Origin of the sequence: Ensifer sp. Root423, from assembly GCF_001426275.1 — a bacterium.
GTDB lineage: Bacteria > Pseudomonadota > Alphaproteobacteria > Rhizobiales > Rhizobiaceae > Ensifer > Ensifer adhaerens.
Map to the genome: position 1 here is coordinate 483923 of NZ_LMEG01000045.1, position 13826 is coordinate 497748.

The window sequence follows — 13826 nt, forward strand, 5'->3', positions numbered from 1 at the left end:
GGAATTGCAGGAAGGGCTCGATGGCTGCGAGCACAGGGGGCTTGCCATTGCGGCGGCAAGTCGCCATGAGAAACACATGTCAGAAGATCGCCAGAACGAAGAACACAAGAACCGGGTCCGCCTCGATCAGCTGCTGCTGAACTCGGGGCTGGTCGCAAGCCGCGCGCGTGCCCGTGACGCAATCCAGCGCGGGACCGTCAAGGTCGACGGCCGCACGGTCACCAAGGCAGCGTCGATGTTTGCCGAGAGCGTGACGATCACCATCGATGACCCGGCGCAGGACTATGTCTCGCGCGCCGCGCTGAAGCTGGTCGCGGCACTCGATCATTTCGGGCTCGACCCTGCAGGCGAAAGCTGTCTCGATATCGGCGCCTCGACCGGTGGCTTCACCGAAGTGCTGTTGAAGCGTGGAGCCGAGCATGTGGTCGCGATCGATGTCGGCCATGGCCAGATCCATCCGCGCATCGAAGGTGACGAACGCGTCACCAGCATTGAGGGCCTCAATGCACGCGCGATGACCGAGGAGGACATCGACGACCGCGAAGTCACCTTCGTCGTCTCGGACGTCTCGTTCATCTCGCTCAAGCTCGCGCTGCCGCCGGCACTCGATATGGCGCTTCCCGGTTCGTACTGCATCCTGCTGGTGAAGCCTCAGTTCGAGGCGGGCCGCGACGCCATCAGCAAGGCGGGCCTGCTCAAGGATCCCGACAGCGCACCTGATGTCGCCGCCGAACTCGAGCGCTGGCTTGTCGAGGACATGGGCTGGCAAAGCCTCGGCCTTATCCCCTCCCCCATTGCCGGCGGCGACGGCAATGTCGAATACCTGCTGGCAGGCAAGAAGCCATGACCACTGAAGCCGTCACCATCAAGCGGCTGGGCGCTCAGGGCGACGGCATTGCCGAAGGTCCTGACGGGCCGATCTATGCACCCTTCACCCTGCCCGGCGAAAGCGTCGCGCTCGCCGTCAACAAATCGCACGGCACGCTGATGTCGGTGAGAGAAGCCTCACCCGAGCGCGTCGAACCGCACTGTCGGCACTTCGGGCCGGACGGCATCAACGGCACCTGCGGCGGCTGCACGATGCAACATGCCTCCGACACGCTCTACCACGGCTTCAAGCGCGATCTGGTGATCGCCGCCCTGAAGTCGAAAGGGCTTACTCCCGAGGTGGCGCCGCTCATCACCGCCGAGCCCGGCCAGCGCCGCCGCGCGGTCTTCACCGCCCGCAAGACCGAGAAGGATCTGCTTCTCGGCTTCAACCAGGCGGAAAGCCACCATATCGTCGCGATCTCGGAATGTCCGATCGCGAGCCCGGGTATCGTCTCGAAGCTCGCCACCATTGCCAAAGTCGGCGCGGCCATGGCCGTCAATGCCGAGCCGTTCCGCATCACCGTGCTCGAAACGCTCTCCGGCCTCGACCTCTCGGTCGATGGCATCAAGAAGCTCGACGACCGCGAGCGCCGCCGCACGGTCGAAGCCGTGCTCGGTGAGCGCGGCATCGCCCGCGTCAGCCTCAATGGCGAGATCATTGTCGAGCCGGTGAAGCCTGTCATCGATTTCGGCGGTGTTTCCGTCTCGCCGCCGCCCGGCAGCTTCACCCAGGCGACGGCGCAGGCCGAAGAGGCAATGGCGAAGCTGGTGCTCGACCATCTCGGCAAGTCCAAGCGCGTCGCCGACCTCTTTGCCGGCTGCGGCACCTTTGCGCTGCGCATCGCCCGCAAGGCGCGGGTGCATGCGGTCGAAGGCGAAGACAAGGCGCTGAAGGCGCTTGATCTGGCGGCTCGCAACACGCAGGGGCTCAAGCCCGTCACCATCGAGAAGCGTGATCTCTTCCGCCGCCCGCTCATGGCGCAGGAACTGAAGGTCTTCGACGCGGTCGTCTTCGATCCGCCACGCGCCGGCGCGGACGTGCAGTGTCACGAGATCGCCCGCTCCGGCGTCAAGAAGGTCGTCGCCGTCTCCTGCAATCCAGTGACGCTTGCGCGCGACCTCTCGATCCTCGTTGCCGCCGGGTACCGCATCACCTCGGTGACGCCGATCGACCAGTTCCTCTGGTCGGCCCATGTCGAGGCGGTGGTCACGCTGGAGAAATGAGAAAGGCCCGGTTTCCCGGGCCTTCGTTATCGTTCGACTTGAAGCGTCTGCCAGACTGATTCACGCTTGCGTGCTATCCTCTTGTTTTTGCACTCGTCTTAGCATGACCCGCGGACGCCGATCCGTCGTCACGCCGCGCGGCGGCGGTATCCACCCCCACCTGCGTAAGAGCCCTGCCCTTCTCCGAGGTTGAACTGGGCGAGCAGCGCATTGAGCGAGGCTGCTTCCGACGCCAGGCCATGGCTTGCCGCCGTCTGTTCCTCGACCATGGCCGCGTTCTGTTGCGTGCCCTGGTCCATGGTGTTTACGGCCGTGTTGATCTCCTGGAGACCGGTGGACTGTTCGCGCGTCGCGGTCACGATCGCGCTCACATGCTTGTTGATCTCATGAACTTCGGCAACGATCGTCTCCAGTGCCTTGCCGGTATCGCCGACCAAGGTCACGCCGTTGCGGACCTGGTTTCCCGAGGTGGTGATCAGCGCCTTGATCTCCTTGGCGGCCTGTGCCGAGCGCTGGGCGAGTTCACGCACTTCTTGAGCAACAACGGCAAAACCCTTGCCGGCTTCACCGGCACGGGCCGCCTCGACGCCGGCATTCAGCGCGAGCAAGTTGGTCTGGAAGGCGATATCGTCGATGACGCCGATGATATTGGAGATCTCGCCCGAGGACTTCTCGATCGCATGCATCGCGTCTACGGCGTTGGCAACGACTTCGCCGGACTTCTCAGCGCCGGCACGGGTGCGGGCGACCAGCGCACCAACCTCTTCGGCGCGGCGAGCCGAGTCCTTGACCGTCGTGGTGATCTCCTCGAGTGCCGCGGCGGTCTCTTCGACCGAGGCTGCCTGCTGCTCCGTGCGGCGGGCGAGATCGTCGGCGGCCGAGCGGATTTCCGTCGCGCCGGCATCAATGCCGCGGGCATTGGCACCGACGGCGCAGAGCGTGTCGTGCAGCTTGGCGACCGANAGATCGTCGGCGGCCGAGCGGATTTCCGTCGCGCCGGCATCAATGCCGCGGGCATTGGCACCGACGGCGCAGAGCGTGTCGTGCAGCTTGGCGACCGAGTTGTTGAAGTCGGCGCGCAGGCGATCGAGACGATCGGCAAAGGGATTGTCGATGCGATAGGCCAGATCGCCGTCAGCAAGACGGCCGAGACCGGTTGCCAGACCATCGACGGCCTGCTGCACTTCGGCAGCATCGCGCGCCTTCTGCGCTTCGCGTTCCAGACGTTCGCGTTCCGATAGCGAGCGGTTCGCATCCGCCTCGCTTTCGAGCTGCATCTTGGCGATCGTCGCATCACGCAGGACACGCAGCGACCGGGCGAGATCCCCGATCTCATCCTTGCGCTCGGCCTCGGACAGGTCGACGTCGGTCTCGCCAGCGGCGATCTGGCCGGTGACGCCGATGACATTGGCGACGCGCTTGCGGAAGCGGCTCGCCAGTGTCCAACCGACGATGATCATGATCGCGGCGGCAACGGCAATGACGGCGATCGAAATCATCGCGAGATGCGAAAGGCCGGCAAAGACCGTGGCTTCGGGCACCGAGACCACGACGTACCATTCGGTGTCGGGCAGCAGGTTGACCGGTACGGCGACGGCCAGATGCCCGCTGCCATCCGTGTGCTTCAGCGCGAAGGCCTGGCCGGTGTGGCTCAGGAGGTCACCCCACCCCTCACCCGCGAGCGGCGTGTCTTTCAGCACCTTGCCGAGGACCTTGGCATCCGGATGGCTGATGATGCTGCCATCTTTGCTGAGCAATGAGACGAAACCGGTGCCGAAGGGCTTCAGTTTGGCGAGTTCGGTCGAGAGTTCGCCGAGCGCCATGTCGACGCCGACCACACCGATGAAGGCGCCGTCCTTCTTCAGCGGCACCATGATCGAGGTCATCAGCACGTCCTTGCCGTTGATCGGGTAGACATAAGGCTCGGTGACCATGTCGAGGCCGGTCTTCTTCGGGATCTGGTAGTAGTCGCCGGGACCCGGCTTGTCATAATCGGCGAGCGCCTCGTGGATCACCTTGTCGCCGGAGCGGGCGATATAGGGAACGAAGCGGCCGGTCGCGTCATGGCCGGGCTTGCCGACGAATTCGGCGTCCTTGCCGTCGAAGGCGTTCGGCTCCCAGCCGGTGCTCATGCCGACGGCAAGCGGATTGTCGACGATCCAGCGTTTCATCAGGGTTTCGATTTCGGCGCGCGACGGCTCGCCGGTGCCCTTTACCGCATAGAGCGCGGAGCGGATGTTGTTTGCGAGCGTCTTTGCCTCGGCAAACTTCGTCTCGACGCTGCGCGCGCTTGCGGATGCGGCATTGGTCATTTCGGCGATGCTGCGCTCGCGCAATTGCTGATAGGAGAGCCAGAAGACGACGGCGGCGGTGACCATGGAGGTCAACAGGCCGGTCATCACGATGGCGAACATGTTTCTTGCCGTTGCAGTCTTTAGGATCACCGTATGTCTCCCCTCGCGCCTCCGCCGTTGCGGTCGTGCGCGGCCAAATCATCGATTGCGTGACGGGCACGCTGAGCATTGGGACAGGTGTCTGGGGCACATCGCGATGATGAATGCTGGAGGCGACGTGCGGGCGAAGTCATTTCGCGGCGAAGAAACGGTATGCGCGAGCGCTTTATCAAAGCTTAAGAAACAAGGGGATGACTCGCGATCCTGCAGTGAAAAGCGAGAATCCTGATGCACTGCGCAAAGAAAAGGCCCGGTCTCCCGGGCCTTTTGCTTCTCAAATGTCGGCGAGGACTAGGCTGCCCGGCGGCGGTGGCTGGTCGCTGCCGCGTATACGCTCTGCGTATCGCCGAGGTTAAACTGGGCCAGCAGTGCGTTGAGCGAGGCTGCTTCCGACGCCAAACCATGGCTTGCCGCCGTCTGTTCCTCGACCATGGCCGCGTTCTGTTGCGTGCCCTGATCCATGGTGTTGACCGCCGTGTTGATCTCCTGGAGGCCCGTCGACTGCTCGCGCGTCGCGGTCACGATCGCGCTCACGTGCTTGTTGATCTCCTGGACTTCGGCGACGATCGTCTCCAGTGCCTTGCCGGTGTCGCCGACCAAGGTCACGCCGTTGCGGACCTGGTTGCCGGAGGTGGTGATCAGTGCCTTGATCTCCTTGGCCGCATTGGCCGAGCGCTGGGCGAGTTCACGCACTTCCTGCGCGACGACGGCAAAGCCCTTGCCGGCTTCACCGGCACGGGCCGCCTCGACGCCGGCGTTCAGTGCAAGGAGGTTGGTCTGGAAGGCGATATCATCGATGACGCCGATGATGTTGGAGATCTCGCCCGAGGACTTCTCGATCGCATGCATCGCATCTACGGCGTTGGCAACGACTTCGCCGGACTTCTCAGCGCCGGCACGCGTGCGGGCGACCAGCGCGCCGACCTCTTCAGCCCGACGGGCGGAGTCCTTGACCGTCGTGGTGATCTCTTCAAGCGCTGCGGCGGTCTCTTCGACCGAGGCTGCCTGCTGCTCGGTGCGGCGGGCGAGATCGTCGGCGGCCGAGCGGATTTCCGTCGCGCCGGCATCAATGCCGCGGGCATTGGCACCGACGGCGCAGAGCGTGTCGTGCAGCTTGGCGACCGAGNGGTGCGGCGGGCGAGATCGTCGGCGGCCGAGCGGATTTCCGTCGCGCCGGCATCAATGCCGCGGGCATTGGCACCGACGGCGCAGAGCGTGTCGTGCAGCTTGGCGACCGAATTGTTGAAGTCGGCGCGCAGGCGATCGAGACGATCGGCGAAGGGATTGTCGATGCGATAGGCCAGATCGCCGTCAGCAAGACGGCCGAGGCCGGTTGCCAGACCATCGACAGCCTGCTGCACTTCGGCAGCGTCGCGCGCCTTCTGCGCCTCGCGTTCCAGGCGCTCGCGTTCCGACAGCGAACGGTTCGCATCCGCCTCGCTTTCGAGGCGGGCGCGCTCGACGGCATTGGCCTTGAAGACGGCGACGGCGGCGGCCATCGAGCCGATCTGGTCGGTCCGCTCTTCGCCGGGGATTGCAACGTTGTGGTTACCCGACGCGAGCTTCTCCATCGCGCTGGTCATATCCGTGACAGGACGGATGACGAGGCGGTTGAGGAAGGTCGCGAGGAAGACGAGCATCACGCCGACCGCAAGGATCGTGGCGATGGTCGCGGCAATGCGGAACTGATCGATCGCCGAATAGGCGGCGTCGGCGTCGATGACGAAGCCGACATACCATTCGACCGAGGGCAGGCCCTGGACCGGAACGAAGCTCACCAGCATCGGCTTGCCGTCGAGCTCGGTGTTCATGATACCGGAGCCGATTGCCGGTGTGTCGATCGGGAAGGCATCGGCGAGCGACTTGGTGACCAGCTTGGCATCGGGATGAACCAGGATCTGGCCGTCCTTGCTGGCGAGGAAGGCAAAGCCTTCACCGCCGACATCGACGCCCTTGATCATCGTCACCAGGGTATCGAGCGAGAAGTCGCTGGCGGCAACGCCATAGAGCTTGCCGTCGCGCTTGACCGGAACGGCGGCGCTGATGATCAGCGCGCCGCTGGACGCGTCGACATAGGGTTCGGTCAGCACGCGAGCGTCAGCCTTGACGGCCTGCTGGTACCAGGGGCGCTGACGCGGGTCATAGCCTGCCGGCATCGGATTGTCGGGCCAGGTGATGAACTTGCCGCTTTCGTTGCCAACATAGGTCGACATGAATTCGCTGGTGAGAACGTCGTTCTTCAGGATCGGCTGGACCCCACCGTCATCCGCGACGTTGCCGGTGGCATCAGCCACCATCGCCGTCAGCGTGACGCGGCCGTTCAGCCACTTGGCGACGCTCTGCGCGGCCTGGGTGCCGGAGGAGGCAATGTTCTCCTCGACGGCCTTGGTGGTCGTGTCGCGCTGCAGGCTGTCGATGTAAACGGAAAAGCCGGCGAAAGCGCCGACGACGACACAGGACGCGGCAACGAGAATGCGCGTCATGAGGTTCGATCGCTTGGACAAGGTGGGCTCCCAATGGGTGCCGGCGGCGGCCGCCGGACATGAGCTCTTGATGATTTTCGCGCAGCATCCGTCGTCCGTCCGTGAAGACGGCGCGCAGAGGCTGACGGGAAAACGTTGAACATGCCCGAAGGCGAGGCCAGCCCTGCTTCATGCGGCTGGGGCCATCCCAAAATAGGGATGGGCCTATCGCGCAGGACGATAGCGACCGGTATTTAAGAACAAATTAAAATTGATCTATTCAAGTTCGCGATGGCGGCGGCAACGGGATCTTTACCGCCGGCCGGGTAAGAGCTTGCCCCCGAATGCAAAACGGGTGCACAGAGGCACCCGTCTCACCCATCACAAATCCAAACTGGTTTAGCGGCGCATGAAGGCCTCGAAGGCGGCCCGCGCCTCGGCACTCTTCAATTGCGCGGCGAAGTGCTTCGCCTCTTCGTCGATACGCGCCAGCACGTCGCTGCGGTCGCCACGGACGAGATCGCGGGCGATGCGAAGCGCCTCCGGCGGCTTCTTGGCGAGCCGGCCAGCAAGCGCCAGGGTTTCGCGCTCGACCGCGTCCGCGCCGACAATCTTCCAGATCAGTCCCGCGTCCACGGCCTCGCCTGCGGTGAGCGGTTCGCCGGCGGCAAGCAGCGCGAAGGCCCGCTGGTGACCCATGATGCGCGGCGCGATCAGGCTGGAGGCCGCTTCCGGCACCAGCGCCAGGTCGACGAAGGGCGTCTTGAAGACCGAGCGCTCGGACGCAATCGTCAGGTCGCAATGCAGATGGATCGTCGTGCCGATGCCAATCGCGAGACCGTCGACGCCCGAAACGACAGGCTTCGTTGCGGTCGCGAGTGCCTTCAGGAACTCGATCACCTCTATGCCCATGGAACCGCCCATGGCGAAGGCGAGGAAGTCGGCCATGTCGTTGCCGGCGGAGAAGCAACCATCGGTGCCGAGAAAGGCGGTGGCGCGCACGGCCGGATCGCTAGAAGCGACCGTCAGCGCATTGGTCATCTTCGCGTACATGTCGCGCGTGATGGCGTTTTTCTTTTCCGGCCGGTTGAAGCGGATCACCTGGACGCCGGGGTGGGCTTCCGGCCGTTCGATGAGCACGTGGTCGGTCATGATGGGTCCTTTCAGGCCAGAACAGCGCGAGCGACGGCGAGGCTGTCGGCACCGTTGACGACACGGTCTTTCAGTGCGGCAGTCTCGGCCAGCAGGTTTTCGGCGGTGAAGCGGCAGAGCGCAATGCGCTGATCGTCCTTGCCATCGCTGACGTCCGCCAGACCACCCTTGGCGAGATAGGCGCCGGTCAGCGCCAGGCCGAAGAGCCGCTGGTAGGCGGTGGCGCCGGCGAGTGCTTCTGCGAGCTTGCCGCCGGCAACAGCCGCAATCAGCCACTCGGTCGCGGCCGAAAGATCGTCCAGCGCCGCATCGAGGCGTGCAGCCGTCTCGCCAAAACCGTCGCGGTTCGAGGCGCGAACTGCCGCGGCGATCTCGCGCAACTCGGCAATGAAGCCACGCACGTGGCCGCCATCGGAAAGCGGCAGCTTGCGGGTGACGAGGTCGATCGCCTGGATGCCGTTGGTACCCTCGTAGATCGGCGCGATGCGGGCGTCGCGCAGATAGCGGGCAGCACCCGTTTCCTCGATGAAGCCCATGCCACCATGCACCTGGATACCCATCGAGGCGACATCGACGCCGGCGTCGGTCGAGAAGGACTTGGCGATCGGCGTCAGCAGGCTGGAGCGTTCCTGCCAGAACTTCGCCTTTTCGCCTTCGGCTGCATGCCCCATGTCGACGGCGTGGGCGCAGGCGTAGGAAATCGCGCGCGAGCCCTGCGTCAGCGCCTTCATCGTCAGGAGCATGCGGGCAACATCCGGGTGCTCGATGATCGGGCTCATGCCCTGCCCCGTCCAGCCAGGCGCCTTACCCTGGGTGCGCTCCTTGGCAAAGGCGATCGCCTTCTGCGTCGCGGCGTCGGCAATGGCCACGCCCTGCATGCCGACGGCCAGACGGGCGTTGTTCATCATCGTGAACATGCAGGCGAGGCCGCGGTTCTCCTCGCCGATCAGATAGCCGATCGCGCCCTTTTCAGCGCCGAACTTGCCGTCGCCATAGATCATCGTGCAGGTCGGCGATCCATGGATACCGAGCTTGTGTTCGAGCGAATGGCAGAAGAGATCGTTGCGCTCGCCGAGCGAACCGTCCGCGTTGACCAGGAATTTCGGCACGAGGAACAGCGAGATGCCGCGGGTGCCGGCCGGCGCGTCCGGAAGGCGCGCCAGCACCAGATGGACGATGTTGTCGGTGAAGTCGTGTTCGCCCCAGGTGATGAAGATCTTCTGGCCGAAGATGCGGTAGGTGCCGTCGTCGCGGCGCTCAGCGCGGGCCTTCAGCACACCGAGGTCGGAGCCGGCATGCGGCTCGGTCAAGTTCATGGTGCCGGTCCATTCGCCGGAGACCATCTTCGGCAGATAGGTGGCCTTGAGCTCATCGGAACCGTGCTTTTCCAGCGCCTCGACGGCGCCCATGGTGAGCGTCGGGCCAAGCGCGAAGGCCATGGAGCCGGCGTTCCACATTTCCATGGCGGCGACGTGCAGCATATGCGGCAGGTTCTGGCCGCCGAAATCTTCCGGGGCCGTCAGCCCGTTCCAGCCGCCGGCGATCCAGTTGTGGTAGAGATCGCGCCAACCGTTTGGGGTCTCGACCTTGCCTTCGACGAGGCGCGACCCCTGCTTGTCGCCGATGTCGCCAAGCGGCGCCACCTCTTCCGTCGCGAACCGACCGGCCTCCGAAAGGATGGCATCGACCAGGTCTTCACCGAGATCACCCAGCGCGCCCGATTGCAGTGCATCGCCCATGCCTGCCACGTGCTTCAGCGTGAATGCGATCTCGTCGACGGGTGCCTTGTACATGATGATCCTCCCAGATAGCCAGGTCGCGCCGGGCGCGGCCTCGTGCGCCGAACACTATTGATTTTTACGTAAACGTCAACGTCAATTGCCGTCGGCTTCCCGAACATCGGGCTGCGGCCGCCCGTAACAAAACTGTCATCAACGGCGCATAGAAGCCAAGACAGATGGTGCCGCGCGTCGTCGCTGGACGCGCGACTGTCACTTTAGCACTTTGAATGGCTGCGTGTTCCTCCCTCCCGTTGCCAACGATGGATCGGAACAGGCGGCGGACCCTGGACAAGGCGTTCAGATGAACCTGATTTCCCCTGAAATACCCGGCATCGTCTGGGCCTATCGTTTCCTGCCGGGCGAAAGCCGCTGCCAGCGGATCGCCACCGACGCCTCGATCGACAGCCTGCTATCCGGGGAAGGATGGGTGTGGGTTCACCTCGCGCTCTCGGACGCGCGAACGCCTGCGCTCATCGAGCGGATCGGCAACCTGCCGCCGCTCGCAGTCGCCACGCTGACGAGCCACGATACCCAGGCGGCCATCACCGTTTCGGACGATATCGTGCACGGCACGCTCGTCGATTTCGAGCGCACCTTCGACGCGGTGACGAAGACGATCGGCTGGCTGCATTTCGCCGTCAGCGACCGCATCATCATCACCACCCGCCTGCATCCTTTGCGCAGCATCGACCGCGTCAAGGCAGCGGTGGAAAAGAGCACGAAATGCGCACGGCCGATCGACCTCTTCGAGATGATCGTCGTCGAATTCCAGCGCACGCTGATCTCGCTGGTTCTGGAACTGACCGAGGATCTGAACGTCATCGAGGACCATGTTTATGGCGAGGCTGGGCATCGGCAGCAGCCGGGGCTTGCGCCGCTGCGGCGCACGGTGGTGCGGCTGCATCGGCACCTTCGCACGATCCTCGCCTTGCTCAGGCGGGCGGGCGCATCGGATGAGGACGAGGTACCGCCCGGGTTCATCGACGCCGCCGAGCGGCTTTCCGACCGGCTCGAAGCGGTCGACCGCGACGTCTTCGCCCTGCAGGAACGCGCGCGTCTGCTGCATGAAGAGATCGACAGCAAGATCTCTTCGGAGACCAATCGGCATCTTTACATCCTGTCGCTGATGACCGCCTTCCTCCTGCCGCCGACGCTCGTCACCGGCTTCTTCGGCATGAATACCGGGGCGCTGCCCTTCGCCGACGGCACCGGCACGCTCTATGCGGCGTTGTTCATCGCACTCTCCATGGGCTTTGCCTGGTGGATTCTCCGGCGGATCGGCATTCTCTGAGACACCGGTCGGAACTCTCCCCAGGCGTTCGGTGTTGTTTGGAGCGACGTCCCCGTAGACCGGAACGACACCGTGGAGATTGGAAACATGGCGCTCAAGCGAATGGACAACATAGGCATCGTCGTCGAAGACCTCGAAGAGACGATCGATTTCTTTCGCGAACTTGGCCTTGAGCTCGAAGGGCGGGCGACGATCGACGGGGAATGGGCCGGGCGTGTCACCGGGCTCGGCGATCAGCATGTCGAAATTGCCATGATGCGTACGCCGGATGGCCACAGCAGGCTCGAGCTTTCCCGCTTCCTCGCAGCACCGGTCGTCGCCGATCACCGGACTGCCCCGGTCAATGCGCTTGGCTACCTCCGCGTCATGCTCGCGGTCGACGACGTCGACGATACGGTTGAGCGGCTCCGCAAACGCGGCGCGCAGTTGGTCGGCGAAGTGGTCCAGTATAAGGACGCCTATCGGCTTTGCTATATCCGCGGTCCCGAGGGGCTGCTCATCGGGCTCGCCCAAGAACTTTAGCCACTGCAGGACAAGTTCTCACCAGGCACGGCGCGATCATCGGCCAGGCCCATCGCTCGCAGCTATGGCGGCCTCATGTGATCCCAGGCGAAAAAGGGCCAGGAGCGGAAGCGCCCGGCCCTGCCTACCCTTTAACCATAGGGCGAATAGCACTGGCGGCGCGGGCCGCCATAGGGCTGATAGGTATTGTCGTAGGCCCGGTATGAGCGGTAGCGGTCATAGCACCACTGCACATGGCGGCTGCCATAGACGGGGGCAGGACGCGTGTAGCGCGGCGGCTGGGCGATCGCTCCACCGATAATCACTCCGGTGCCGAAGGCTGCCATCGGATACCACCAGCCATTGTAGTAGCGATAGCCAGGGCGGCGGTAGTTATAACCGCGGTAGCCGTTGTAGTAGTAATAGCCGCCACGACGCTCCATGCCCGGTCGGCGATACTGGACGTTCTGTGCATCGCTCTGCCGCTCAAGGCGCGGCGGTGTCGGCGTGAAGGCCTGCGACGGGGCGGCCGACGTCGCCAGCACAGCCACCGCAACGGCCACGGAAAACCACCGGCTCATCCCGGACTTCAGCACGTTCTTCATAAAATCCCTCCATCACCGAACGCATTTTGCGCGGCCCGGTTTCGGGTTGCCGCGGCATTTCAACCTTTCCATGATTTCACCCGGACCGAGGCCGATACGGGGATGTCCCTCAGCCGGGAAATCCGAAATCGACCGATAACGCATAAGTCACCGGTTTTGTTCCATCTTCCGCCTCCTGCGGGATCAGGTGGCGCGGCCAGCACCCGTTGCTGCAGCAAGGCATTGCCGCATCGTCGACCAACGCCTTCCCGGCTGATCGTCAGATCGCGAACATGAAAGCAATTTCTTATATACAGCCACAGGTCGGTATACATTCGCGCGTCGCTCCCGCACAGTCCGCTCGGGGGCTGGGATTTACGATGCGTTAACGATACTGTCGGCAATCTCAGAGAATGGCAAAGCGGTGTATCTCCACGACAGGGATGATTCTGCGCCTCGCGACCTTCATCGGTCTGGCTTTCGCGGCGGCGATCGCACGCGCCGGTGAAATGGAGCCCTGGAAGACCAAGTCGAATGCCATCATCGTCGACGCCTATGAGATGAACAGCATCGACTGGGAAACGATGCTTGGCGACAAGCGCGTTTCCGGTTTCATCGCCAAGGCCTCCGACGGCCTGCCCGAAAGCTTCTCCTGCACCGGCGACCACAACGGCGACACCTTCAACCACTGCAAGACCATGTGGCGCAAATACGCCGTCAGCCGCGAGCTCTACCAGACCCGCCGGATGATTGCCCGTTCGCACGGGCTGCTGTGGGGTGCCTACCATCTTGCCCGCCCGGGCAATCCCGTCGACCAGGCGAACCATTTCCTCGATTACGCCGATCCGCGCGACGACGAGCTGATGGTGCTCGATCTCGAGGGCATCGATCCGGACAAGTACATGTCGCTGGAGGACGCCGCCATCTTCGCCGGGCACATCAAGACCCGGACCGGGCGCTACCCGATCCTCTATACCAACCACATCACCGCCAAATACATCGCCGCGCACCGGGCCAAACACCGGCTGCTGTCGCGCCTGCCGCTCTGGTACGCCCGTTACAAACCGGATATCCGCCAGGTTTTCCCGATGGGCAACTGGGACAGTTACGCGCTGTGGCAGTTCTCCTCGGGCATCAACTGCGGCAAGCGCCGCTGCCCCTACCGCGTGCCGGGAACGCTTGACGACATCGACGTGAATGTGGCGGCAATGTCGCCGCCGGCGCTGAAAGCGATCTGGGCACAGGGCGCCTTGCTGCCGGAAAAGCCACTGCCGCTGATGCTCGTCGCCCAAGCCGAGCGGGGAACGGGCATGCAGGCGATCGCAAGGGCGACTGCGATGTTTAGCGAGCCGCTGCTCGTGAGCCGCGCTGACGCTACGAGCGGCGCCGGCAGCGGTGTCGACATGCTGGTGACCGGCTCGATCGATTTCGCCCGCCAGGAACGTGCCCTGCAGGTGGCGATCGCCGGCAATGATGCCGCCCAGGGCGCCTGCTCCAAGACGGGGGCC

General features: G+C 64.1%; 7 protein-coding genes and 5 pseudogenes. 5 read left to right on the forward strand and 7 right to left on the reverse strand.

Features of this window, described 5'->3' with window-relative positions; genetic code table 11:
* Positions 1-76: 76 nt before the first annotated feature.
* Positions 77-847 (forward strand): TlyA family RNA methyltransferase, encoded by a 771-nt coding sequence (locus ASD01_RS31010; protein ID WP_034801147.1) that lies wholly within the window; start codon positions 77-79, stop codon positions 845-847.
* Positions 844-2094: a class I SAM-dependent RNA methyltransferase gene (locus ASD01_RS31015; RefSeq protein WP_034801145.1), complete on the forward strand. Its 1251-nt coding sequence runs from the start codon at positions 844-846 to the stop codon at positions 2092-2094. The genes ASD01_RS31010 and ASD01_RS31015 overlap by 4 nt, the downstream gene beginning before the upstream one ends.
* A gap of 128 nt (positions 2095-2222) precedes the next feature.
* Here the strand turns inward: ASD01_RS31015 and mcpU (ASD01_RS37060) are convergent.
* From mcpU (ASD01_RS37060) to ASD01_RS31040, 6 genes and pseudogenes are all read right to left on the reverse strand, one after another.
* Positions 2223-3056: pseudogene (gene mcpU, locus ASD01_RS37060) on the reverse strand (methyl-accepting chemotaxis protein McpU); the annotation flags it as partial.
* A 1-nt stretch (position 3057) separates the two neighbouring features.
* Positions 3058-4508, reverse strand: a pseudogene (locus ASD01_RS37065) (PDC sensor domain-containing protein); the annotation flags it as partial.
* A 330-nt stretch (positions 4509-4838) separates the two neighbouring features.
* Positions 4839-5673: pseudogene (gene mcpU / locus ASD01_RS31025) on the reverse strand (methyl-accepting chemotaxis protein McpU); the annotation flags it as partial.
* A gap of 1 nt (position 5674) precedes the next feature.
* Positions 5675-7051, reverse strand: a pseudogene (locus ASD01_RS31030) (PDC sensor domain-containing protein); the annotation flags it as partial.
* Between the two features lie 357 nt (positions 7052-7408).
* Positions 7409-8161 carry a crotonase/enoyl-CoA hydratase family protein gene (locus ASD01_RS31035; RefSeq protein WP_034801139.1) on the reverse strand — a complete coding sequence of 251 codons (753 nt, stop codon included), beginning with the start codon at positions 8159-8161 and terminating at the stop codon, positions 7409-7411.
* Positions 8162-8172: 11 nt separating this feature from the next.
* On the reverse strand, positions 8173-9954 hold the full coding sequence (locus ASD01_RS31040) for an acyl-CoA dehydrogenase (protein WP_034801137.1): 1782 nt from the start codon (positions 9952-9954) through the stop codon (positions 8173-8175).
* A gap of 289 nt (positions 9955-10243) precedes the next feature.
* On the opposite strand from ASD01_RS31040, the gene ASD01_RS31045 reads away from it, so the two are divergent.
* Positions 10244-11233: a transporter gene (locus tag ASD01_RS31045; RefSeq protein WP_034801135.1), complete on the forward strand. Its 990-nt coding sequence runs from the start codon at positions 10244-10246 to the stop codon at positions 11231-11233.
* A gap of 87 nt (positions 11234-11320) precedes the next feature.
* Positions 11321-11755 (forward strand): VOC family protein, encoded by a 435-nt coding sequence (locus tag ASD01_RS31050; RefSeq protein ID WP_034801133.1) that lies wholly within the window; start codon positions 11321-11323, stop codon positions 11753-11755.
* A gap of 131 nt (positions 11756-11886) precedes the next feature.
* On the opposite strand, the gene ASD01_RS31055 is transcribed toward ASD01_RS31050, so the two are convergent.
* A complete protein-coding gene (locus ASD01_RS31055) occupies positions 11887-12315 on the reverse strand; it encodes a BA14K family protein (RefSeq protein ID WP_034801454.1) in 429 nt (142 codons plus the stop codon).
* Between the two features lie 416 nt (positions 12316-12731).
* On the opposite strand from ASD01_RS31055, the pseudogene ASD01_RS31060 reads away from it, so the two are divergent.
* A pseudogene (locus ASD01_RS31060) lies at positions 12732-13769 on the forward strand (glycoside hydrolase family 25 protein); the annotation flags it as partial.
* Positions 13770-13826 lie beyond the last annotated feature (57 nt).